This window comes from Hymenobacter arcticus (assembly GCF_054779975.1).
In genome coordinates this window covers 127,709-150,531 of record NZ_BAAGXF010000014.1, presented here as the reverse complement: position 1 = coordinate 150,531, position 22,823 = coordinate 127,709, and the positions used below count along the sequence as shown (strand labels likewise).

The window sequence follows — 22,823 nt, the reverse complement described above, 5'->3', positions numbered from 1 at the left end:
TTTGGATAAATTCTAAATAAAGCTTGGCTACTAATGGGCTGGCTGCTACATTTGCTGTTGTTTAGAAAGTGTCTAAATATAAAAAGCAACTGCTTCCGCCCGCCCGGCAACGAACTTGGGTAGCGGGAGTGCTCTAAAGCCCGGCTTGGGTACCCCGACCATTGAATTGGCACTATTGGCTCTTGGTGAGGCCATTGCGAGCGGGGTGCCCGGGCCGGCACTAGGTATTAGCCCCCTTTACCACCGCTGCCTTATGTCGCGCTGCCTCCATCATAACACGCTGGGCTGCATTGCCCAATGCCCCGGCCGGTGCTGCCTGCACCTCTACTTCGGCAACGTGGGCCTGCGCCTGCTGCCCCACGAGCTGCGCCAGTGGCGCGGCACTGTGGCCGAGCGCTGCGGCCACCACGCCCTGGCCACCCTCGACGCCACCGAGCGCTGCATCAGCCTGCCCGGCCCCGTGGCCAGCCAGGTATTCCTGTTTTCGCTCGAAGAATTATTCCTGCTCCACGACCTGCTGGTGAGCGCCGCGCTGCTGCTGGAAGTCGATACCATTCTGGAGCGCGCCGTGAACCCGTAGGCGGGTATTACCGCAACTTTGCTAGGACCGCCTGTCATTGCCGCGCTCCGCTGCATTGCGCTCGCAAGGACAGGCGTTTTGCGTCGGTCCTAAGTATACACTTTTAGTACCAGCAGTTGGTCCAGTGCAGCAACTGGCCTTGAAAGGGTAGGGGCTTATCGGCAAAAAAGGCAAATAGCTCCTCAATAGTTGGAAAGCCATCGGCCTGGGCCAGGGCCAGTAGCTCGGCCGGGGGTAGCAACCGGCCGTCTACTTGCAAGGTGTTGCTAGTCAATTCAATAACTTGTATGGCTATTATCGGCCGCGGCTCCCAGAACTCGCGCTGGTCGGGCTGATGGGCGCGCACGCAAAACTGCGCTACCTCGCCCACGCGCCACCGCTGCCCCGCGCGGATGGTGTGGATTTTGGTGCCCGCCACGATGGCCGCCACAAAAGCCTCGTGGAAACCCAGTATCATACGCTGGCCGGAATGTGCACCGTGCCCGCCCGCTCGCGCAGCGGCCGCCCCTGCCGCCCGCTGTGCTGCGCCTGAATCTCGGCCACGATGGCCAGCGCAATTTCCTCGGGCGTCTCGCTGCCCAGGTCGAGGCCAATGGGGCTGTGCAGGCGCGCGCGCAGCTGCGCTACCAGGGCCACGGGCGCGGTATCCAGCTCGTCGAGCAGGCGCTGGGCTTTGAGGCGCGGGCCCAGCAACCCGATGTAGGGCGCGGGCGAATCGAGCAGCGTTTGCAGCGCGGCCAGGTCGTAGGCATAGTTGTGGCTGAGCAGCACGTGGTAGGCCAGCGGGTCGGGCAGGGCCGTTTCCAGCTCGGCCACGGGCACGATGCGCACCGTGGCTGCTTCGGGAAAGCGGGCGGCGGTGGCCAGGTTGGGCCGGCCATCCACCACCGTGATGTGCCAACCCAGCGAGCCGGCCAGGTGCACCAGCGGCTGGGCATCGTTGCCGGCGCCGTACACCACCAGGCGCAGCGGCGGCAGCAGCAGTTCGAGTGACGCCCGCACCGGGCCGGCATCCGTTTCGATGGTCAAAATCCGGGGCTGGCGCTGCGCCAGCGTGGCGCGGGCGGCCTCGGCCAGCGGGGCGGCCAGCAGCGGCGTGCCACGCACCACGCCGGTTTCGGATAGCAGCACGCGCTGGCCCACCGCGGCTTTCAGGCCGCTGGCATCGGTTTCAAACACGGTGGCCAGCACGGCGGGTGCGGGGTGCTGCGCAAAGCCGCGCAGCAGCTCCAGCGGGTTGTCAGGGTTGGCAAAGTCGAGGGGTTCCAGCAAGATGCGCACCACGCCCTGGCAGCCGGGGCCGAGGCCGTGGCGCGGGTCGTCCTCGTCGCGGGTGTCGTAGGTAACCAGGGCCGGCTCGCCCCGAAAAATGGCCCGCCGGGCCCGCTGCCGCGCATCGCCTTCGAGGCAGCCCCCGCTGATGGCACCGGTCAGCTCGCCGTCTCCGGTTACGAGCATGCGGGCGCCGGGGCGGCGATAGGCCGAGCCCAGCACCTCGACCACCGTGGCCAGCGCGCAGGGGCGCTGGGCGGTGCGGTGCTGGTCGTAGGCGCTAAATAGTCGTTGTAATTCAGTCATTATCGGAAAAGGATGCGCGGGGGCAGTACGCCCGGCGGCGGCGCGGAGTTGTGAGAACCGCCCGCCGCAAGGCATGGTTCTCGCTATTCCCGCGGCGCGTACTTTGCCGGCTATGAGCGCTGCTATCCCCGTTTATCAACTCAACACCTTGACCGTGCCCGCTGGCCCGCCGGCCGCCTTCTTCTTTCTGGGGCCCAATTCGGCGCATACGCAGCTGCCCATCGATCTGCCGTATCGCAGCGATTACTACAAAATCGGCATCTGCCTGCACGGCAGCGCCCGCCTGAAAGTCAACCTCGAAACCTACGACATCGGCCCTCGGTCGCTGATGCTGCTCTCGCCCTACGTCATCAAACAGTGGCCCTTCATGTCGGCCGATATGGAGGCGCTGAGTGTTTTTTTTACCAAGGAGTTTGTGGCGGCCAGCGGCAGCCTGAACCTCAATGCGTTTGCGTTTTTTGAGCGCGATGCCCGGCACGTGGTGGAGCTGCCCCCCGCGCCGGCCGCCGCCATTGCCGACCTGCTGCGGGCCATTGAGCAGAAATACGACGCGCCCCACGCGTACCGGGCGGAGATTTTGCGCAGCCTCATCCACATTTTGCTGCACGAAATCGCGCCTGTTTACAGCGCGCAGCACGGCTTGCCAACCACCATCCAAACGCGCAGCCAGCAGTTGGCCACCGAGTTTAAGAAGCTGGTCAACAGCCACTACGCCACCGAGCGCAGCCTGGCCTTCTACGCCGATAAGCTCTGTATCACGCCGAAGCACCTCGCCGAAACCGTGCGCGAAGCCACCGGCAAGCGCGCCGTAGCGTGGCTGGCCGAGGCCGTGCTGCTGGAAGCCAGCGTGCTGCTCCAAAACCCGGCCCTCCCCATCGCCCAAATCGCGGATACCCTCCACTTTGCCGACCAATCTACCTTCGGCCGGTTTTTCCGGAAAAGTACCGGGGTTGCGCCGGCGGCTTACCGGCAGCGCTGGGCGTAGCGCCCGTAGCGTGGGCTCTGTGAGTCCGCGAGTTGAACGGCCTACTCACGCGCGGACTCGCAGAGTCCACGCTACACCACTCCCGCACTTTGGCCCAATCTTCCCGCCGTTTAGCCCTTTCGGCCCGCCCCGGCCGGCCGGAGCTTTGCAGCATGAAAATTATTCTCACAGGTTCCCTCGGGAATATTGGCCAGCCCCTGGCCACGGCGCTGGTGCAGCAAGGCCACGCCGTCACGGTCATCAGCAGTAAGCCGGACAAGCAAGGTGCCATTGAGGCGCTGGGGGCCACCGCCGCCATTGGCTCGGTAGAAAACGCGGAGTTCCTGGCCGCTACTTTAGCCGGGGCCGAGGCAGTTTACCTCATGGTGCCGCCCAATTTTGCCGTGGCCGATTCGCGTGCCTACCACCGCGCCATTGGCCGCAGCTACGCCGACGCCTTGCGGCAGGCGGGTGTGCGGCGGGTGGTGCAGCTCAGCAGCTGGGGTGCGCACCGGGCGGCGGGCACGGGCGGTATTCTCGGCTCGCACGATGTCGAAGGCATCTTGGCAGAAGTGCCGGGCCTCGCGCTCACTTACCTGCGTCCTACTTCCTTCTACACCAACATGTTCAGCTTTATCGGCCTTATAAAAGCGCGGGGCGTGATAGGCGTTAATTACCCCGGCAGCACCCGCGTGGCCTTTGTGCACCCGCTCGACATTGCCGCCGCCGCGGCTGATGAGCTGACCACGCCCGCCGCCCCCGGCCGCCACGTGCGCTACGTAGCCAGCGACGAGCGCACCGCCGACGAAGTGGCCCAGGTGCTCGGCACCGCCATCGGCCAGCCCAACCTGCCCTGGCTGGCCCTCACCGATGCCCAGATGCAGCACAACCTGGTCGGCCACGGCCTGCCCGCCCACCGTGCCGCCGAAATTGTGGATATCTACGCCAGCATCAGCAATGGCACCCTCGGCGAGGACTACGAGCAGCATAAACCTACTTTGGGTAAGGTGAAGCTGGAAGACTTTGCCAGGGAATTTGCGGCTGCTTTTGCAGCGGCGGGCTAGCCTAGCAGAAACAAGCTTAGCGCAGTTTCCAAGTCGGCGTACAGGGCGGGCAGCTGGCGAAAAGCCGGCAGCCCGTACCAGCCAATCTGCACACGAACTTGCAAACCGCGCCAGGACTTACGCAAACGGCCCTTTCTTCAGCCCCAGCGGGGCGATATGTTGCTAGTAACTACCTGTGCAAGCGCAACAAAGCTTCGTAGGGGCGGCACTGCGCCTGTGCAATAGCCAGGTATCATTCCTACGGGTTTCGGTTCTGATTTTCAGCGCTTTCCTAGTGGCATAGTGCCCCGCTGGGGCTGAAGAAAGGGCCGCTTGCGTAAGTCCTGGCTAAATTGATGCTGACCAGTCCCACCCCACTCAACCCCTTACTTCCACGTCATGGCCCGCGCCGGGTGGGGAGGTTTGGGGAGTAAACGACGCTGTTCAGGCTAGTTTTACACAAACGATTGTGCAGCGCAAACCCAGGGGCTGGCCCCCAGCAAGTAGAAAACAGCCACCATTTAAGCATATTGCCTTGATTAAAAGCATTTTGACTGTTCACCGGGGTTTCTTTTCATTGCTTGGGGCCGTGCTGCTGTGCTGGCTGGCCGCCCCGGCGGCTCTGGCCCAAACGCCCCAAAAGGCGCAACCCACGGCCTACCTCTTCGCCTACTTCACCGGCAACGACAAAAAGGATGAAGCCATTCGCTTTGCGCTCAGCCCCGACGGCTACCACTACACGGCCCTGAACGGCAACCGGCCCATCGTCAACTCGGCCGCCATCAGCGAAACCAGGGGCGTGCGCGACCCGCACATTTTGCGCGGGGCCGATGGCAAAACTTTCTATATGGTGGCCACCGATATGGTGTCGGCCAAGGGCTGGAGCTCCAATCGGGGCATGGTGCTGCTCAAGTCCACCAACTTGGTTAATTGGACCCACCGCGTCCTCAATTTTCAGAAGCGCTACGCCAGGCAGGACGACCTGAAGCGCGTGTGGGCCCCGCAAACCATCTACGATGCCAAGGCGGGTAAATACCTGGTATACTTCTCGTTGCAGTACGGCACGGAGCCCGATAAAATATACTACGCCTACGCCAACAAGGATTTCACGGACCTGGAAGGCGAGCCGAAGCAGCTGTTTTTTTCGCCCACCAACGGCTCGTGCATCGATGGCGACATTGTGGCCAAGGACGGCAAGTTTTACTTGTTTTTCAAGACCGAAGGCCAGGGCAACGGCATCAAAATCGCCGTGTCGGATAACCTGACCAGCGGCTACGTGCTGCGCGACCAGTACGTGCAGCAAACCACCAGCCCGGTGGAGGGCGCGGGCACCTTCAAGCTCAATAATTCCGACGACTACATCCTGATGTACGACATGTACACCAGCGGCAAATACCAGTTCACCCGCACCCGCGACTTACAAAATTTCGCGGTGGTGGACCACGACATCAGCATGAATTTTCACCCGCGGCACGGCACGGTAATGCCCATTACGGCTGCCGAAGCCAGCCGCCTGGCCCAGCGCTGGCTGGCCCCCGCCGACGTGCTGCTGACGGCCCAAAACCCCGCTATCCGCCAGCTCAATACCGTAGTGGACAGTGCCGCCGGCAAGGTCGCCTTTCTGGCAATGCCGGGCACTAGCCTGAAAGCGTTTGACCTTCAACTCAGCAACCCCGCGCTGCCCGTGACGCCGAGCGGGCCGCAGAATTTTGCCAAGGGGCCCGTGCCTTACACGGTAGGGCAGGGCGCAGCCAAGCGCACCTACCAGGTGAGCGTGACCGAAACCCACAACCCGGCGCTGCCCGGCTACTTCGCCGACCCGGATATCCTGTATTCGCAGAAAACCGGCAAGTTCTATCTCTATCCCACCAGCGACGGCTTCACCAGCTGGTCGGGCACGTATTTCAAAGCGTTTTCGTCGCTCGATTTGGTGAATTGGCAGGACGAGGGCGTGATTCTGGACTTGCCCCGCGACGTAAGTTGGGCCAAGAAAAGCGCCTGGGCCCCCACTATCATTGAGCAGAAAACAGCCACTGGCTACCGTTACGCCTACTATTTCTGCGCGGGCGCGAAGATTGGCGTGGCTTTGTCGGACAGTCCCACCGGCCCGTTTAAAGACAGCGGCCAGCCCTTGCTCGATAAGCTGCCCGAGGGCGTGAAAGGCGGCCAGCAGATTGACCCGGCCGCCTTCCGCGACCCCAAAACCGGTAAGCTCTACCTGTACTGGGGCAACGGCTACCTGGCCGGCGCCGAGCTGAATGACGACCTGACGAGCCTGAAACCCGGCACCACGCGGGTAATGACGCCCGACGCCACCTTCCGCGAGGGCGCCTACGCCTTTTTCCGCAACGGCAAGTACTACTTCATGTGGAGCGAGGACGACACGCGCAGCCCCAACTACCAGGTGCGCTACGGCACGGCCGAGGCGCCGCTGAGCAAGATTACGGTGCCGGCCAACAACCTGGTAGTCAGCAAGAACCCGGCGGCCGGCATTTACGGCACCGGCCACAACTCGGTTATCCAGGTGCCGGGGCGCGACGAGTGGTACCTGGTGTACCACCGCTTCACTTACCCGCAGGGCCTCAAAATGGGCGACGAGGCGGGCTTCCACCGCGAAGTGTGCCTCGACAAGCTGGAGTTTAACCCCGACGGCAGCCTCAAGCCGGTGGTGCCGACGCACGCGGGCATTCAGCCGGTGAAAATCAACTAAAGCAACTTCTGTGCAAAATCTTAACTGCCTGATGAGGAAGTATTTGTTGCTGGCTGCCAGCCTGCTGGGCACTGGCTGCGTCGCGTCTCATTCGGCAGGCTCCGCCACTAGCCGGCCCGCTGAGGTGCTGGCCCTCCTCACCAAGGTAAACGACCACTGGCAGGCCGGGCACCCGGCCCAGGTGCGGGCATTTTGGGACCACGCGGCCTACCAGACCGGCAACATGGCCGCCTACGCCGCCACCAAAAACGACAAGTACCGACAGTATGCCGAGGACTGGGCCGTGTTCAACAACTGGCAGGGCGCTTCTTCGACCGACCGGGCCAGCTGGCAGTACAAGTACGGCGAAACCCCTGACCACGTGCTGTTTGGTGATTGGCAGATTTGCTTCCAGACCTACGTGGACCTCTACAAAATCAAGCCCGAGCCGATTCGCATTGCCCGCGCCCGCGAGGTGATGGAATATGAGATGAGCACCGCCCAAAACGACTACTGGTGGTGGGCCGACGGCCTCTACATGGTGATGCCCGTGATGACCAGGCTATACGGTGTAACTCAGAACCCGCAGTACCTGAGCAAGTTGCACGAGTACTTCGGCTACGCCAACAGCATCATGTACGATGCCGAAACCGGCCTCTACTACCGCGATGCCAAGTACGTGTACCCGCAGCACAAGTCGGCCAACGGCGGCAAGGACTTCTGGGCGCGGGGCGACGGCTGGGTGTTTGCCGGCCTGGCCCGGGTGCTGCAAGACTTGCCCGCCACCGACCCGCACCGCGCCGAGTACCTGGCCAAGTACCGCGGCCTGGCCGCCGCCCTCCAAAAAGCCCAGCAGCCCGACGGCTACTGGACGCGCAGCCTCCTCGACCCGGCCCACGCCCCCGGCCCCGAAACCAGCGGCACCGCCTTCAACACCTACGCCTACCTGTGGGGCATCAACCACGGCGTGCTCGACAAAAAGGCGTATCTGCCCACTGCCCTGCGGGGCTGGCAGTACCTCACCACCATGGCCGTGCAGCCCGACGGGGCCATCGGCTACGTGCAGCCCATCGGCGAAAAGGCCATTCCAGGCCAGGTGGTGGATAAAAACTCGACGGCCAACTTTGGGGTAGGGGCCTTTTTGCTGGCTGCCAGCGAGATGTATAAGTACCTGGGTGGCAAGGAGTAGTGCTTAATTAACTAATTGTAAATCAATTAGTTAAAATAAAATCCCTTTGTTGATTAGAAGCTACGCAAAACATCTGTCATTGCGAGCGCAGCGCGACAATCACACCTGCCCGATACCCGCCCGACAACGTGCTGGTGCGATTGCTTCGCGCTGCTCGCAATAACAGATGTTTTTGCGTAAGTCCTAAGTTAAGTAATTATTTATCAAGAAGTTGCCTACGTTTCTGAAAATGCCCCTGTTGCCGACTGGGGCTGTTTCGCTAATCCGTACCCGCCATGTCCTGTCGCAAGCTGCTGCTCCTGCTCGCTGTCCTCGGTAGCGCCGGCCTCGCGCTGGCCCAGCGCCCCGCTGTTGCGCCGCTGGCTCCGGTAGCCTCCCGGGTAGCCGCGCCGCCGCCGGCCGTTAACGTTGTCCGGCAGCCCCGAGCCCGGCCGGCGGCCCCAGTCCCGGACCAGCCACCCCGGACTATGCGGCCGCAGCCGGTATTCCTGGTTGATGCGCGTATTATTATCGGCAACAGCCTGAGTCAGCTAAATCCGCAGGATATTGCTGATGTACAAGTGTATAAAGACCGTAATGCCCCCGCCAAGTGGCGTAGCCTGACCACGAATGGCCTAATCGCCATCACGCTCAAGCCCCGTGCAAAGCCTAAGCTCAAAACCGAATCGCTGGCCGCTATCGGGCGGAAGCTGAAGCTGCGCGGGCCCGTCAGCTACCAGCTCGAAGGCTTGCCGCTCGACGACCTTGCCCTGCGCGTAGTAACCGCCGATATCGCCGGGCTCGACACGCAGCCGGGCACCAGCGGCACCCTAGTAAACATCCACCTCGTAGTGCCCCCGCCCGCCGTGCATCCGCCCGGCACCATTATGCTTCGGGGCGCATCGGGCCTATAACGCTGATTGAATGCGACTTAACCCTTTTGCCCGCTGCCTGCTGCTGGTGCTGTGCCTCGTGGGCAGCGCCCGCGCCACCCGCGCCCAAACGGCCACCGTGGTGGGCCTTGGCTGGGCCAAAAACAACGTCAACGGGGCGGTTTTTCGCAAAAACTCCGTCGTGACCCAGGGCCACCACCAGTACGTGGCCTACTACGACTCGGCGGGCTACGTAACGCTGGCCAAGCGCCGCCTGCCCGGCGGGCCCTGGCAGGTGCAACGCACGCAGTACCAAGGCAATGTGCAGGATGCCCACAACGTCATCAGCCTCATGGCCGACGGCGCGGGCTACCTGCACCTGTCGTTCGACCACCACAACAACCCGCTGCGCTACTGCCGCAGCACGGCCCCCGGCTCGCTGGTAATGAGCGCGTTGCAGCCCATGCTCGGCAACCGTGAGGAAAAGGTGACCTACCCCGAGTTTCACCGCTTCCCCAACGGCGACCTGCTGTTTTTGTACCGCGACGGGGGCTCGGGCAACGGCAACCTGGTGCTGAACCGCTACGCGGTGAAAACCCAAAAGTGGACGCGCCTGCACGACGTGCTCATCGACGGCGAAGGCCAGCGCAACGCCTACTGGCAGGCCTGCCTCGACGCCCGGGGCACCATCCACCTCTCGTGGGTGTGGCGCGAAAGCCCCAACGTGGCCTCCAACCACGACCTGGCCTACGCCCGCTCGGCCGATGGCGGCCGCACCTGGCAGCGCAGCATCGGCGCCGCCTACCAGCTGCCCATCACCGCCGCCACCGCCGAGTACGCCGCCCGCATTCCGCAAAACAGCGAGCTGATAAACCAGACCGCCATGGCCACCGATGCGGCGGGCACGCCCTACATTGCCACCTACTGGCGGCCGGCTGGCACGCAAGTGCCCCAGTATCAATTAGTTTATCTGGTTGGAAGAACCTGGCAAACGGTGCAAGTCAGCCAGCGCACCACGCCGTTTAGCCTGAGCGGGGTGGGCACAAAGAAAATCCCGATTTCGCGCCCGCAGCTGCTGGTGGCCACCCAGCACGGCCGCACGGCGGCCTACCTGCTCTACCGCGATGCCGAGCGGCACGACCGCGCCTCGGTGCTGCAATGCCCCGACCTCCGCCAAAACCAGTGGACGCCCGCCGACCTCACCGCCACCACCGTCGGCAACTGGGAGCCCAGCTACGACACCGAGCGCTGGCAGCGGGCGGGCGTGCTCAACCTCTTCGTGCAGCGCACCGGCCAGGGCGACGGCGAAACCCTCGAAAACCTGCCCGCCCAGCCCGTCTTCATCCTCGAGTGGCAGCCCGGCCCGCTGGTGCGCCCCGTTGGTATCGGGGGCAGCGTGGGCAGCGCCCCCAACTAGAAGGTGGCATGGGCCAAGGAGTTCAACCAGCCTGGTTCAGTCAGCCTCCCAAGCTGGCAGTTAAGTGCCTGGGCATAAGCAAGCGTACTGTTCTGATGTAGCGCCTCACGAGACCCCTCTGGGGCCGGCCCCCTCTCCGAAAAGGAGAGGGGGAGCCTGACGACTTTTCAACGTTCGCTCACGTCTGTAATCGGTCGGCTCCCCCTCTCCTTTTCGGAGAGGGGGCCGGGGGGTGAGGCACCACGCTTGAACGGCTATTTCTGGCCGACCAACTGCCTACATGTCATCCAGCCCCGGCAAGCCGAGCAGCCCTGCGGCGCGGCGTGCCACGGCTTTGACACTGGCGACATCCGGGCCGGTAATGGTCAGGTGGCCCATCTTGCGGCCTGGGCGCGCGTCCAGCTTACCGTACAGGTGCAGGTGGGTGCCGGGCAGGCTCAGCACGGCGTACCAGTCCGGCTCCTGCAGCTGGCCGTCGGCGTCCAGCCACACGTCGCCCAGCAAGTTGAGCATGATAGCCGGCGAATGCTGGCGCGGCTGCGGCAAGGGCAGGCCCGCCATGGCATGCACCTGGAGGTCAAACTGCGAGGCGTCGCAGGCGTCGATGGTATAGTGGCCGCTGTTGTGCGGGCGCGGAGCCATCTCGTTGACTACCAAGCCCCCGTGCTCGCTGCCGTCGTCCACCACAAAAAACTCGACGCACAGCACCCCGACGTACTCCAGGTGCTGCGCGATGGAAATAGCCGCGGCGCGCGCCCGGTCGGCCAGGGCCAGGGGCATATTGCCTGCGTAGGCGTAGGTCACGGCCAGAATGCCCTCCACGTGCACGTTGCGCTGCGGGGCGAAGCTCACGACTTGCCCGTTCCAGCCGCGCGCCACCAGCACCGAGCACTCGGCGGTGAGCGGCAGCATCTTTTCCAGCACGCAGGCCACGCCGCCCAGCTCGGCCCAGGCGGCGGCTAGCTCGGCAGCGGTTTTCACGCGGACCTGGCCCTTGCCGTCGTAGCCCATGCGCGCGGTTTTCAGGATGCCGGGCAGCAAATCGGCCCGCTCGTCCAGCACGGCTTGCAGCTGGGCCGGCGTTTTGAGCACCGCGTAGGGCGCGCAGGTCACCCCCGACACCTCGGCGCAGGCCGCAAAGTGGGCTTTTTCCTCGATGCGGTCTTGGGCAATGCCCACCACGGCCGCGCCCGGGGCCACGGGCCGGGTCAGCGCCAGCGTTTGCAGGGCCTGGGCCGGCACGTTTTCAAACTCGGTGGTGATGGCCTGGCACAGCTGGGCCAGCTGCGCCAGCCCGGCCGGGTCGTCGTAGCCGGTCCGGATATGGTGGTGGCTCACCTGCCCGGCGGGGCTGTGCGCGTCGGGCTCCAGCACGGCGGTGAAGTACCCCAGGCGCTGGGCCGCGTGCACAAACATCCGGCCCAGCTGGCCGCCGCCCACTACGCCGAGGGTAGCCCGCTGGCCGGCAGCGTCTACACTGCCCGGAAAAATGGGGGTCATGGCTGCCACGTGACTAGCGGCGCTCATACGGGTAGGGTCATGTTGCGGGCGGCTTCAGTTTGGGCGGCGCGGAAGGCCAGCAGCTTGGTCGCCAGGTTCGGGTCGTGCAGGGCCAGCAGGCTGATGGCGAACAGCGCGGCATTGGCCGCCCCGGCGGTGCCAATCGCAAACGTGGCCACCGGTATCCCCTTGGGCATCTGCACGATGCTGTGCAGCGAGTCTACCCCCTGCAAATGGCGGCTGGCCACCGGCACCCCCAGCACGGGCACGGTGGTTTTGGCGGCCAGCATCCCCGGCAGGTGGGCAGCCCCCCCCGCGCCGGCAATAATGGCCTGCAAGCCGCGCGGGCCAGCCTGCTCAGCGTAGGCAAACAAGTCGTCGGGCATGCGGTGGGCCGACACCACGCGCGCCTCGTGGGCCACACCAAAGTCCGTGAGAATCTGCACGGCGTGCTGCATGGTGTCCCAGTCGCTGCTGGAGCCCATGACCACGCCAATCACTGGCTTGCCTGGGGTAGCGCTGGGGCTAGGGGAATCGGAGGTAGCAAGGGTACTCATACGTGAGCCTTATCGTAAGGGGCGGGGCCGCCCTGGGTGGTCGAAAAAACGGGATTTTGGGCGTAAGCGCGGGCCAGCCCCCGCATCCGGACAGCCGGCCACTGGGCTGCGTGTTATCCCGCCCGTGCAACGGACCTTCGCTTAGAAGCCCGTTGCCACGGCCACAAAATTACGGTGGCAGCCTAAGCGGCCGCCTATATTTCGGGGCGAATGCTGAAAAACACCTTGCTAGCAAAAAGCGAAACGCCCCAGAACTCCGTAGTTTCGGGGCGTTTTTGTGCCTGCATGGTCAGTATACAGCGTAACTGTGGTTTGTATGCTGTGTTTCTTCTTACAGTGGTAAATATATTGCGCCATTTTTTTCCTAATCTAACTACGCAAAATTGACATGAAAGCAGGCTCACAGTGGAGAAAGTGGAATTTCCATGTTCATACAAAAGGGACAAACAAAAATGACCAATTCTTATCCTCCTCTATGGATGAGTTTTTTTTATGTTTTTTCAAAAAGGCTGTTGCTAAAAAGATAAGTGCAATAGGTATCACTGATTATTTTTCTATTGAAAGGTATCTGGATGCTATTGATTATCAAAAAAATATTGCAAATAAAATAAATAATAATGGTGATAAATTATTCGAGCAATGGGAGGTTGATTTTGTAGAAGAAATTTTTCTTTTTCCAAACGTTGAGCTTAGAATGCTGCCTGCTACGGATAGCGCTAAATTAATTAATATTCATTGTCTATTTAATCCTGATTATGTGCAATCATTAGACCATGATTTCTTTTCTAATATCAAAAATCAGGAAGGTTATCAGATGAATAGGCAAGGTATTATGATGTATGGCAAGGAACTAACTAAATCTGTTGGTGATGAAAATGCTTTTTATAAAAAAGGTATTGATAATTACCTGATAAGTATAGAGCCTTTGAAGCAGTTGCTAAATAATAAAAGGTTCGCGGATAATACTCTGTTAGTGGTTAGTAACTCTAATAAAGACGGTGCTTCTGGATTTCAGAAGCATTACGATTTATTTGAAAATGAAGGAGGAAGCTTAGATGGTATTCGCCAGTCTATATATTATATATCTGACGCAGTATTTTCTGCCACCCCGAAAGATGTAAAATATTTTCTTGGTAGAAAATCAGAAGGTGCAAATGGGTATAATGAATCGGTGTATAAGCGGGAAGTAGAGCTGTTAATTAAAGAACGGGGCTCGCTGAAAGCTTGTTTGGTGGGTTGCGATGCACACAAGGAAGAGGAGTTGTTCGAAAAATTCACTTGGGTAAAAGCAGACCTAACTTTTGAGGGATTGCGGCAAATTTGCTTTGAGCCAGAAAGCCGTGTGAAATGCCAGAAGGATAAGCCTGATTTTAAAGAAGAAAAGCTTATAATTGAAAAGGTAAGATTCATTTCACCTAGCAACGTATTTTCTACTCAACCTATTTTTCTTAGCCCTAATCTTAACGTTATTATTGGTGGAAAATCATCAGGAAAGTCAATTTTATTGTATGCAATTGCAAAAGCGTTGTCTGCTGATTTATCTGTTCTGAAAAATGATGATGAATCTTATAAATATGATTTTGATAAGCTTGAAAAGAATGTAGATTTTGAAGTGACAACTGAAGGAGGATTTACACAGCTTCTAAGCCGTGGCGAGAAGGTTAATTCCATTCTTCCTGAAATGAAGTATATTCCTCAAAATTATTTGGTAAGGCTTGCGGAGCCTGAGCTGAATAAAAAGGGTAAACCGCTTAACAAACTTGTTCGAGATTTAATAACTGAGGATAGTTCTTCTAGAGAATCGTATCAGGGGTTCATTAATAATGTCATTCAAAATGATAAATTGCGAAACGCGCAAATTGACTTGTTTTTTGATACAAAAAAAGATATCGAAGACCTAGAAAATGAATTTAAAGTTAAGTCAAACAAAGCTGTTTTAGAGAAAAACATCGACTCTAATACAAAAAAAGTTGAAGAACTGAACGCAGGTTCAGGCCTTACACCAGCGCAAGTAGCCGAATACAAATTGCTTCAGGATAAAATAGAGCTAAATTCCGTAAATGCTCAAAATCTTAAGCAAGATTTAACTAATATTAAGTCTTTTACTTCTGAGTTACTTTCGGCTTCCACAGTATTAAAACAGAAAAAAGACTTACTGCTAGGTGCTATATGCTCTGATGATATTAAGAGTTACTACCAGCAGCAATATTCTTTGCTGGATGCGCTGTTTCAGCTATCAAACGAATTGTCCTTATCTTTGGAAATGGATACCAACGAAGATGGTAAGCGTTCTTTCAAGGAAGGTAGTATACTTAATGAGGTAGCTGTTAAGATTAGCGATGAGAAAGTTAAATTAGATTCTCTCATTCAGCCCTACTTGCAAGATGAATTAATTAAGAAAGCTATTGATGAACTTAACGAATCAATAGCTAACGATAAAAAGGCATTGCTTGATATTGATAATCTAGGCAAGAGAATAGAGCATAAAAAGAAAGTGCTCGAAGATGCTAAAGCCGAAATGTTTCGCATCTATGAAGTTAATCATAAAGAGTACACCGAAATTGTAGACGACCTTAAAGGTAGGACAGTCGAGTTGGAAAAGGATGGTCTCAAAATAGAGGGAAAATCTCGGTTCAATTTTGCAAAGTTACGTAGAGAAATAATTAATGTAAGTGATGGCAGAAGTGCATCATACAATGAGTATAAAATTCTGTCAGATACGAATAAGGTGACAGACGAGGTTGACTTCGATTTTATAATGCGAGAAGTTAGAGGTTTATTTGAAGCTATTGTAGCTAAAAGCTATAAGCTTACTAATAAAACAAATATGTCTAATGCAGTGAAAACTGTTCTAGATGATTACTTTTTTGATTATTGGAAAATTAATTATAAAAACGACCAGCTAGGAGAGATGTCTACTGGAAAAGCTAGCTTTGTAATTCTAATGCTTATAATAGGCTTGAGTAAGTCTAAGGCTCCCATTTTGATAGACCAGCCAGAAGATAACCTAGATAATAGGTCTATAACAACAGATTTGGTAAATTATTTACGCAATAAAAAGCTTGATAGGCAAATAATTATTGTAACACACAACGCGAATATCGTTGTGAATGCGGATGCCGAAAACGTAATTGTCGCGAACCAAAAGGGGCAAAACGAAGATGATTCGACTAGTATATTTAAGTTTGATTATGTAAACGGTGCTATCGAAAACTCATTCGAAAAACTGCCTTCTCAAACAGACGTCTTAAAATCTATGGGTATCCGACAGCACATCGCAGATATTGTAGAAGGTGGTAAAGAAGCTTTTATTATGAGAGAGAAAAAATATAGGTTTCACTAAATCAAAAAGCGCCCCGCAGCCAATCGGCTACGGGGCGCTTTTGCATTCAATCTAACCGAAACTTACAGCAGCTTATCAATCGTCAGCGGTAATTCGCGGACGCGTTTGCCGGTGGCGTGGTACACGGCGTTGGTGATGGCAGCGGCAACGCCGAGCATCCCGATTTCACCGACGCCTTTGACGCCGATGGGGCTGGCGATGTCGTCTTCTTCCTCCACAAAAATCACGTCGATTTTGTGGATGTCGGAGTTTACCGGGATATGGTACTCGGCGTAGTTGTGGTTGATGTAGCGGCCCAGGTCATTGTTGAGGTAGGCCTCCTCCATGAGGGCCATGCTGATGCCCCACACTACGCCGCCCAGCACTTGGCTACGGGCCGTTTTGGGGTTCATGATGCGGCCGGCGGCCACGGCATCCACCACGCGCGTGACGTGCACGGTACCCAGGTCCTCGTCCACCTTCACCTCCACGAACACCGCGTTGTGCGAGTGCATCGAGTACTTGAGCATGTTGGCGGGGTTGGGGCCGGCCTTGCCCATCGCCTCTACTTTGGCCTCGCCGCTCGCCGCCAAGATGTCGGCAATGGCCACGGTGCGGGTGATGTCCTCGTTGGCGCGAATGTGGCCGTCGGCAAACTGCGCGTCCTCGAAGTCCACGCCCTTGAGGGGCGAGTCGGCCATTTTCTGGGCTAGCTTGAGTAGCTTTTTGCCCACTTCCTGGCAGGCATTCTGCACGGCCGCGCCTACCGAGTTGGCGGTCCAGGAGCCGCCCTGAAGGGGGGCCACGGGCATTTCGGTGTCGCCGAGCTCGAAGGTGACCTGCGCCATCGGCAGCCCGAGGGTTTGGGCGGCCATCTGGGTCATTATCACGTAGGTACCCGCGCCCTGGTCGTTGGTGGCGCTGCTCACGGTGAGGTGGCCGTTGGCCAGGAGTACGGCTTTGGCCTCCGCTTTCTGCATCGACGCATCCCAGCAGCCGGCAGCCACGCCCCAACCTACCAGCAGGTTGCCGTCGCGCATCGAGCGGGGCTCGGGGTTGCGCTGGTCCCAGCCGAAGCGGGCGGCCCCTTCGTGGTAGCAATCGTCGAGGCGCTTGCTGCTGAAGGGCTTTTTCTCGGTAGGGTCGCTGTACGTATAGTTGAGCAGGCGGAAATCGAGCGGGTCAACCCCAGCTTCGTACGACAGCTCATCAATGGCGCTCTCGATGGCAAAGCTGCCGGTAGCGGCGCCAGGGGCGCGCATGTCGGCTGGCGTGTTTACGTCGATGCGGGCCAGCTGGTAGTCGAACTTGGTGTTAGGCGCATCATACAGAATGCCCGACCAGTTGACTACCGTTTCTGTGGCGTCCTCAAACTGCGAGGTTTCGGCCAGCGCGGTGTGCTCCATCGCTTGTAGCTGGCCCTTGTCGTCGGCCGCCAGGCGAACGTTCTGGATGGTGTGCGCCCGGTGGCCCATGCTGAACATCTGCGAGCGGTTCATCACCACCCGGATGGAATGCTTGAGCTCCAGCGCCGCCAGCACGGCCAGAAATACCTGGTACTGCGGCCGCAGGCCCGCGCCGAAGCCGCCGCCGGTGAATTTTGAGATAATCCGCGCTTCTTCCTTGCTCAGCCCAAAAATCTTAGTGATGTACTGCTGCACGTTGGGCGCGCCCTGCGTCTTATCGTAGATTTTCATCTTCTTGCCATCACCCAGCCACTCGATGGTGGTCCCGAACATTTCCATCGGGTTGTGGTGCTGGGCCTCGTGCGTGTACTCGGCCGCAATCTTGTGCGGGGCGTCGGCGTAGGCTTTCTCCATGTCGCCCTTGGGCTTGGGGGGAGGCAAAAAGCCCGTTTTGCCCTTCGGCGCGTCAAACGACTTGGGGGCCGCGACCGTCAAGTCGGTGTTGAACTCCTCCACATCGTACTCGATGCGCAGCACCGAAGCGGCGTAGCGGGCCAGCTCAAACGTGTCGGCCACTACCAGCGCCACCGGCTGCTGGCTGAACATGATTTCGGGCTCGTGCAGCGGGCGGAAGGGCGAGCCGCCGGGGGCCACGTCGTCCTTGTAGCTGCGGTCAAACCAGGCCAGTGAGGGCACGTTTTCGTGCGAAAAAACCCGCTGCACGCCCGGCAAAGCCAGCACCTCGTCGGCGTGGATTTTGGTGATTTTGCCCTTGGTAATGGGGCTGCTCACCACGTAGCCGTACCACAGCGGGCCGTTTACGTCGTACTCGGCGGCGTACTTAGCCGCGCCGCTCACCTTGGCCGGCCCGTCGGGGCGGCTGATGGGCCGGCCCACTACGTCGCTGTCCAAGCGCACGGTGGGTGGGGTTGCGATAGTCTGACTCATAATAACTTACGGATTAGAATTCAAAAAAGCGTTGGCACTCACCTCGTACTGCATCTCGGTAGCTTGCTTGAGCGCCCGCACGATGGCGCGCTTGCCCAACTCAATTTTAAACGAGTTGTGCAGCGAGCCCTCGCCGTAGCCTTTGGCCTCGGCAAACACCTTGGCGGCCACCTGGCGGAACAAATCGGGCGAGGCCGTTTGGCCTTCCAACATCTGCTCGGCAGCCTGGTCGCGCCAGGGTTTGTGGGCCACGCCGCCTAGGGCGAAGCGGGCCTTCTCGATGGTGTTGCCGTTCATCTTCAAGCCCACCGCCACGCTCACCAGCGCAAAGGCGTAGCTGCTGCGGTCGCGTAGCTTGAGGTAGGTGAAGTGGTCGGCGTAGCCCTCCTCGGGCAGGTCGATGGACACTACCAACTCGCCCGGTTTCAGCGTGTTGTCCTTCTCGGGTTGGTCGCCCGGCAGGCGGTGGTAATCGTCAAACTTGATGGTGCGCTCGCCATCGGGCCCCTGCACGCGCACGGTGGCTTCGAGGGCGGCCAGGGCCACGCACATATCCGAAGGCTGGGTGGCAATGCAGCTGTCGCTGGTGCCCAGCACGCCGCACACGCGGTTGGGGCCGGTGAGGGCTGAGCAGCCAGTGCCAGGCTCCCGCTTGTTGCAAGACGCGGCCAAGTCGTAGAAGTAGTAGCAGCGGGTGCGCTGGTTGAGGTTGCCGCCGTTGGTGGCCACGTTGCGCAACTGCGGCGTGGCCCCGGCTAGTATGGTCTGGCTCAGCAGCGGGTAGCGCTTCTCCACCTCGGGGTGCCAGGCGGTGTCGGCATTGGTGGCCAGTGCGCCCAGGCGCAGGCCGCCGTCGGGCAGGCTGGTGATGTCAGTTAGCGGCAGCAGACCCAGGCTGGTGAGGTGGCTGGGGCGCTCCAGGTTGTACTTCATCAGGTCCACAAGGTTGGTGCCGCCGCCTAGGTAGGCCGCGCCGTCGTGGCTGGTGAGGTCGCGCACGGCCTCGTCGGCGGCCGTGGCTTGAGTGAGGGTGAAACTGTTCATAGCGAATAATTTAGCTAACGGAGCTGGATTTAGTGGGCTGCATCGGGATGGTCACCAGCGTGCCGTTGTCTACCACTACTTGGCCATCGTGCAGCACTTCCATCACGGCCGACAGAATGTTGGTGTAGGCGCCGCAACGGCAGAGGTTGCCGCTCATGTGCTCGCGCACCTCGGCTTCGGTCTTGGCGCGGCCCTCGTTGATGAGACCCTGCGCCGAGCAAATCTGGCCCGGCGTGCAGTAGCCGCACTGGAAGGCGTCGTGGTCCACAAATGCCTGTTGCAGCGGCGATAGGTTATCCTCCGAACCCAGGCCTTCGATGGTCTGGATTTTCTTGCCCTGGTACACCGTAGCGAGGGCCAGGCACGAGTTAATGCGCTTGCCATCAACGAGGATGGTGCAGGCGCCGCACTGGCCGTGGTCGCAGCCTTTCTTGGTGCCGGTGAGGTCCATGTACTCGCGCAGGGCATCGAGCAGGCTGGTCCAAGGGGCAATCTGGATGGTGCGGTCCTCGCCGTTAACGTTTAGCGTCACGGCCTGCGTAGGCACCACGGCGGGGGCCGTTTTTTCGAGCGGCTCCTGGATGAAGTGTAAACTCATGGGTCGATAAAGTAGGAGGAAAAGGAAATCGTGAGCGCGGGCCACGGCCCACGTTTCAGACGTCTCAAATCCTACGCGTCGAAAGGAGTTTTTGATGTTTTTATTATTTCTAAATAAGCTTCTTAGCCCGGCGGTGGCGGTGGTAGACGCCTGACTGCTAAGCACTGTTTTTGCTTATCGCTGCGAATCACTTGCTTGTAAAGTTTCCGGAAATAAGGGAATGGCGCAGTGCCAGCAACTCGTTATATGCTAGTGAATACAACGCAAAGTTTCGCCTTTCACAAGGGTAAAATCCGCGTTAAATGAGCGGCTGATTTCGGGCGCTGGTTTCGCGCCAATGGTGCGGGCGCGGGGTGCGCGCTCTACCTTTGCGGCACGCTCCGTCACCGGGGCCCTTATCAAGAAAGGCGGAGGGACAGGCCCTGTGATGCCTTAGCAACCAGCAGCAGTGCGAAGGTGCTAATTCCTGTTTCGAAACGCGGCTTTGGCCAACTTTCGAAAGCAGATAAGTTATGAGTAGCCAGCGCCGCCCCAGCGGCCGCGTAGCTCTTCTGACTGGTCGGAAGGGCTTTTTTTAGGCCTTTGCGGCGAGAATTTTTTTGAGAGAGGGCAGGGGAGGCGGCGCGCGTTTCAGCGTTTATCCCAATTCCTTTTTCATGACTCGTACCGACCTCAACATTGGTCTTTTTGGCTTTGGCGTGGTGGGCCAGGGCCTGCACGCCGTGCTGGAGCGCACGCCCGGCCTGCGTGCCCGCATTGGCCGCATCGCCGTGAAAAACCGCGACAAAGCCCGCTCGCTGCCCGCCGAGTTGTTCACGTTCGACAAAAACGACCTGCTCGACGACCCCAGCCTCACCGTGATTGTGGAGCTGATTGACGACGCCGACGAGGCGTATCTCATTGTGAAAGAGGCCCTGCTGCGCGGCAAAGCCGTGGTAACGGCCAACAAAAAGATGCTGGCCGAGCATTTGCCCGAACTTATTGAAATTCAGCGCACTACGGGTACACCGTTGCTCTACGAGTCGGCGGCCTGCGCCAGCCTGCCCGTTATCCGCAACCTGGAAGAATACTACGACACCGACCTGCTGGAATCGGTGGAGGGCATCGTGAATGGCTCGACCAACTACATTCTCACGGCCATGCACCGCGACGGCCAGCCCTACGCCGCCGCCCTGGCCAAGGCCCAGGAACTGGGCTTTGCCGAAAGCAACCCGGCCCTCGACGTGGAGGGCCTCGACGCCCGCAACAAGCTGGTGCTGCTGCTGGCCCACGCCTTTGGCCTGGTGGTGGCCCCCACCGAATTGCTGACGGTGGGCATCACCGGCATCAGTGCGCTGGCCACGGCCTACGCCCGCGAGCAAGGCCTGGTGCTCAAGCTGGTAGCCGAGGCGCGGCGGCTGCCGGGCGGCGGGCTGGCGGCAGCGGTGCTGCCCACGCTGGTGCGCCCCGGCCACGAGCTGGCGCAGGTGCACGACGAGTTTAACGGCATCATCACCCAAAGCGGTTTTGCCGACCGGCAGTTCTTTTTGGGGCGCGGCGCGGGGGCGTTCCCCACGGCCTCGGCCGTGCTCAGCGACCTCTCGGCGCTCACCTACGGCTACCGCTACGGCTACAAGAAAATTCAGCAGAATGCCCACCTCGCCCTCACCCCCGACGCGGCCGAGGTGGACGTGCTCGTGACGTTTGAGGAAGAAAACGGCGCGCCCGACGTGAGCGATTTCACGGCCGTGCACGAGGAGTTTCGGTCCGGCACGCGGGGCAACTACCTCACCGGCAGCATTGGGCTGGGCCAGCTGGCGCGCTCGGCGTGGCTGCACGCGCCCGGCGTGTGCGTGGTGCGGCTGGCCGCGCCGCTGCGGGCTGCGGCGCGGTAGCATCGCCCTCCGCGGGGCACCCCACCCCTAGCCCACGCTGCTTGATGCGCGGAATCCTCCGGGAGAGGGGAACTAGTTTTAGAGATAAGTATCTGTAAGATAGAATTTTATAATTAGAGCTAGTTCCCCCTCTCCCGGAGGATTCCGCGCATCAAGCGGCGTGGGGTTAGGGGGTGGGGTAACCGAGGAGGGCGATGCTAACCCGCCGGCTATATTTGGGCATGACCCCTTCTCCCTCCGATGCACCCATTGCCACTGGCCTGCTGGCCTATGGCATGTCGGGCAAGCTTTTCCACGCGCCGTTTCTGGCCCAGCACCCCGGCTTCGAGCTGCGCTCGGTGGTGGAGCGCCACCAGCAGCGCATGGCCGCCGACTACCCGCACATCAGCAGCCAGTCCAGCATCGAGGCCCTGCTCGCCGACCCCACCCTGGAGCTGGTGGTGGTGAATACCCCCAACGACACCCACTACGACCTCACCCGCCAGGCTTTGCTGGCCGGCAAGCACGTGCTGGTGGAAAAGCCCGTGGCTACCTCCGTGGCCCAGTGGCACGAGCTCACGGCCCTGGCCCGCCAGCAAGGCCGCCACCTGCTGGCCTACCAAAACCGCCGCTGGGACACCGACTTTGCGGCCGTGCGCCGGGTGATAGAAAGCGGACAGCTGGGCCGCCTCATCGAGGTGCACTTTCGGTTCGACCGCTTCCGGCCCATCCTGCATACCAAGATTTTCAAAGAAGATGGCCGCCCCGGCTCGGGGCTGCTCTACGACTTGGGGCCGCACCTGCTCGACCAGGCTATCAGCTTGTTTGGCAAGCCGTTGTCGTTTGAGAAAACCACCGGCAGCTTCCGCCAAGGCTCGCAGGTAACCGACTGCTTCACGCTACAGCTGCGCTATCCGCAGGGCCTCAACGTGTGGCTGAGCGGCAGCCTGCTCGTGGCCGACCCTGGCCCCGCCTTTGTGCTACACGGCACCCATGGCAGCTACCAAAAGGGCCGCACCGACCCCCAGGAAGCCCAGCTGCTGGCCGGCATGAAGCCAGACGACCCCGCCTACGGCCGCGAGCGCCCCGACGAGGCTGGCCGCCTCGTGCTGGCCGACCCGACCGGCCACAACCACGTGTTGCCCCCCGTGGCCGACGTAGCCGCGCCCGCCACGTTTATGGACTTGTTTGAGGCTGTTTATCAGACCATTCGCTACGGAAATCCATATCCCATCAAGGACGAAGAATTGGAGTGGCAACTGGAGGTACTGGCGTAGGAGGTAG

At 59.6% G+C, this 22,823-nt stretch carries 17 protein-coding genes and 1 riboswitch; of the genes, 10 read left to right on the top strand and 7 right to left on the bottom strand.

The features are described from left to right. Positions 1 to 253: 253 nt before the first annotated feature. Entirely contained in the window at positions 254 to 580 is a 327-nt protein-coding gene (locus ACYVGC_RS19885) for a hypothetical protein (RefSeq protein ID WP_460585607.1), read from the top strand. A gap of 103 nt (positions 581 to 683) precedes the next feature. Here ACYVGC_RS19885 and ACYVGC_RS19880 read toward each other — a convergent pair whose 3' ends face one another. Then, positions 684 to 1,037, bottom strand: coding sequence for an ASCH domain-containing protein (locus ACYVGC_RS19880; protein WP_460585606.1), 354 nt, complete (start codon positions 1,035 to 1,037; stop codon positions 684 to 686). Further along, complete coding sequence (locus ACYVGC_RS19875; RefSeq protein ID WP_460585605.1) at positions 1,034 to 2,158, bottom strand: XdhC family protein; 1,125 nt, start codon at positions 2,156 to 2,158, stop codon at positions 1,034 to 1,036. The genes ACYVGC_RS19880 and ACYVGC_RS19875 overlap by 4 nt, the downstream gene beginning before the upstream one ends. Before the next feature lie 112 nt (positions 2,159 to 2,270). On the opposite strand from ACYVGC_RS19875, the gene ACYVGC_RS19870 reads away from it, so the two are divergent. The 6 genes from ACYVGC_RS19870 to ACYVGC_RS19845 all read left to right on the top strand — a co-directional run bounded on the left by ACYVGC_RS19870 (position 2,271) and on the right by ACYVGC_RS19845 (position 10,311). Further along, a complete protein-coding gene (locus ACYVGC_RS19870; protein WP_460585604.1) occupies positions 2,271 to 3,143 on the top strand; it encodes an AraC family transcriptional regulator in 873 nt (290 codons plus the stop codon). 152 nt (positions 3,144 to 3,295) lie between these two features. Continuing rightward, positions 3,296 to 4,186, top strand: a complete 891-nt coding sequence (locus ACYVGC_RS19865; RefSeq protein WP_460585603.1) for an SDR family oxidoreductase — start codon at positions 3,296 to 3,298, stop codon at positions 4,184 to 4,186. A 568-nt stretch (positions 4,187 to 4,754) separates the two neighbouring features. After that, complete coding sequence (locus ACYVGC_RS19860; protein ID WP_460585602.1) at positions 4,755 to 6,875, top strand: family 43 glycosylhydrolase; 2,121 nt, start codon at positions 4,755 to 4,757, stop codon at positions 6,873 to 6,875. Positions 6,876 to 6,906: 31 nt separating this feature from the next. Next, complete coding sequence (locus ACYVGC_RS19855) at positions 6,907 to 8,043, top strand: glycoside hydrolase family 88/105 protein (protein ID WP_460585601.1); 1,137 nt, start codon at positions 6,907 to 6,909, stop codon at positions 8,041 to 8,043. A 275-nt stretch (positions 8,044 to 8,318) separates the two neighbouring features. Next, positions 8,319 to 8,936, top strand: coding sequence for a hypothetical protein (locus ACYVGC_RS19850; protein ID WP_460585600.1), 618 nt, complete (start codon positions 8,319 to 8,321; stop codon positions 8,934 to 8,936). Between the two features lie 10 nt (positions 8,937 to 8,946). Further along, positions 8,947 to 10,311, top strand: coding sequence for a BNR repeat-containing protein (locus ACYVGC_RS19845; protein WP_460585599.1), 1,365 nt, complete (start codon positions 8,947 to 8,949; stop codon positions 10,309 to 10,311). 276 nt (positions 10,312 to 10,587) lie between these two features. Here the strand turns inward: ACYVGC_RS19845 and ACYVGC_RS19840 are convergent, their stop codons facing one another. Together ACYVGC_RS19840 and purE are read right to left on the bottom strand one after the other, a co-directional pair. After that, the gene (locus tag ACYVGC_RS19840; protein WP_460585598.1) at positions 10,588 to 11,811 is read right to left on the bottom strand and encodes a 5-(carboxyamino)imidazole ribonucleotide synthase; all 1,224 of its coding nucleotides are present in this window, start codon (positions 11,809 to 11,811) and stop codon (positions 10,588 to 10,590) included. Between the two features lie 23 nt (positions 11,812 to 11,834). Beyond that, positions 11,835 to 12,368: a 5-(carboxyamino)imidazole ribonucleotide mutase gene (purE, locus tag ACYVGC_RS19835; RefSeq protein ID WP_460585597.1), complete on the bottom strand. Its 534-nt coding sequence runs from the start codon at positions 12,366 to 12,368 to the stop codon at positions 11,835 to 11,837. 388 nt (positions 12,369 to 12,756) lie between these two features. On the opposite strand from purE, the gene ACYVGC_RS19830 reads away from it, so the two are divergent. Then, positions 12,757 to 15,711, top strand: coding sequence for a TrlF family AAA-like ATPase (locus ACYVGC_RS19830; protein WP_460585596.1), 2,955 nt, complete (start codon positions 12,757 to 12,759; stop codon positions 15,709 to 15,711). A 62-nt stretch (positions 15,712 to 15,773) separates the two neighbouring features. Here ACYVGC_RS19830 and ACYVGC_RS19825 read toward each other — a convergent pair whose 3' ends face one another. Genes ACYVGC_RS19825 through ACYVGC_RS19815 form a run of 3 tightly spaced genes read right to left on the bottom strand, consistent with a single transcriptional unit; the run spans position 15,774 to position 19,686 of the window. Beyond that, positions 15,774 to 18,044: a xanthine dehydrogenase family protein molybdopterin-binding subunit gene (locus ACYVGC_RS19825; RefSeq protein ID WP_460585595.1), complete on the bottom strand. Its 2,271-nt coding sequence runs from the start codon at positions 18,042 to 18,044 to the stop codon at positions 15,774 to 15,776. Between the two features lie 6 nt (positions 18,045 to 18,050). Then, on the bottom strand, positions 18,051 to 19,088 hold the full coding sequence (locus ACYVGC_RS19820) for an FAD binding domain-containing protein (RefSeq protein WP_460585594.1): 1,038 nt from the start codon (positions 19,086 to 19,088) through the stop codon (positions 18,051 to 18,053). Between the two features lie 10 nt (positions 19,089 to 19,098). Next, positions 19,099 to 19,686, bottom strand: a complete 588-nt coding sequence (locus ACYVGC_RS19815; protein WP_460585593.1) for a (2Fe-2S)-binding protein — start codon at positions 19,684 to 19,686, stop codon at positions 19,099 to 19,101. A gap of 392 nt (positions 19,687 to 20,078) precedes the next feature. After that, positions 20,079 to 20,198: riboswitch (SAM riboswitch) on the top strand. Positions 20,199 to 20,342: 144 nt separating this feature from the next. Here ACYVGC_RS19815 and ACYVGC_RS19810 point away from each other — a divergent pair. Both ACYVGC_RS19810 and ACYVGC_RS19805 read left to right on the top strand, forming a co-directional pair. Then, positions 20,343 to 21,560 carry a homoserine dehydrogenase gene (locus ACYVGC_RS19810; RefSeq protein ID WP_460585592.1) on the top strand — a complete coding sequence of 406 codons (1,218 nt, stop codon included), beginning with the start codon at positions 20,343 to 20,345 and terminating at the stop codon, positions 21,558 to 21,560. Positions 21,561 to 21,781: 221 nt separating this feature from the next. After that, positions 21,782 to 22,816, top strand: a complete 1,035-nt coding sequence (locus ACYVGC_RS19805; RefSeq protein WP_460585591.1) for a Gfo/Idh/MocA family oxidoreductase — start codon at positions 21,782 to 21,784, stop codon at positions 22,814 to 22,816. Positions 22,817 to 22,823 lie beyond the last annotated feature (7 nt).

Coding starts and splice junctions, on each gene's coding strand:
- ACYVGC_RS19885 (WP_460585607.1), top strand. CDS start 254: ATGTCGCGCTGCCTCCATCATAACACGCTGGGCTGCATTGCCCAATGC.
- ACYVGC_RS19880 (WP_460585606.1), bottom strand. CDS start 1,037: ATGATACTGGGTTTCCACGAGGCTTTTGTGGCGGCCATCGTGGCGGGC.
- ACYVGC_RS19875 (WP_460585605.1), bottom strand. CDS start 2,158: ATGACTGAATTACAACGACTATTTAGCGCCTACGACCAGCACCGCACC.
- ACYVGC_RS19870 (WP_460585604.1), top strand. CDS start 2,271: ATGAGCGCTGCTATCCCCGTTTATCAACTCAACACCTTGACCGTGCCC.
- ACYVGC_RS19865 (WP_460585603.1), top strand. CDS start 3,296: ATGAAAATTATTCTCACAGGTTCCCTCGGGAATATTGGCCAGCCCCTG.
- ACYVGC_RS19855 (WP_460585601.1), top strand. CDS start 6,907: ATGAGGAAGTATTTGTTGCTGGCTGCCAGCCTGCTGGGCACTGGCTGC.
- ACYVGC_RS19850 (WP_460585600.1), top strand. CDS start 8,319: ATGTCCTGTCGCAAGCTGCTGCTCCTGCTCGCTGTCCTCGGTAGCGCC.
- ACYVGC_RS19845 (WP_460585599.1), top strand. CDS start 8,947: ATGCGACTTAACCCTTTTGCCCGCTGCCTGCTGCTGGTGCTGTGCCTC.
- ACYVGC_RS19840 (WP_460585598.1), bottom strand. CDS start 11,811: ATGACCCCCATTTTTCCGGGCAGTGTAGACGCTGCCGGCCAGCGGGCT.
- purE (WP_460585597.1), bottom strand. CDS start 12,368: ATGAGTACCCTTGCTACCTCCGATTCCCCTAGCCCCAGCGCTACCCCA.
- ACYVGC_RS19830 (WP_460585596.1), top strand. CDS start 12,757: ATGAAAGCAGGCTCACAGTGGAGAAAGTGGAATTTCCATGTTCATACA.
- ACYVGC_RS19825 (WP_460585595.1), bottom strand. CDS start 18,044: ATGAGTCAGACTATCGCAACCCCACCCACCGTGCGCTTGGACAGCGAC.
- ACYVGC_RS19820 (WP_460585594.1), bottom strand. CDS start 19,088: ATGAACAGTTTCACCCTCACTCAAGCCACGGCCGCCGACGAGGCCGTG.
- ACYVGC_RS19815 (WP_460585593.1), bottom strand. CDS start 19,686: ATGAGTTTACACTTCATCCAGGAGCCGCTCGAAAAAACGGCCCCCGCC.
- ACYVGC_RS19810 (WP_460585592.1), top strand. CDS start 20,343: ATGACTCGTACCGACCTCAACATTGGTCTTTTTGGCTTTGGCGTGGTG.
- ACYVGC_RS19805 (WP_460585591.1), top strand. CDS start 21,782: ATGACCCCTTCTCCCTCCGATGCACCCATTGCCACTGGCCTGCTGGCC.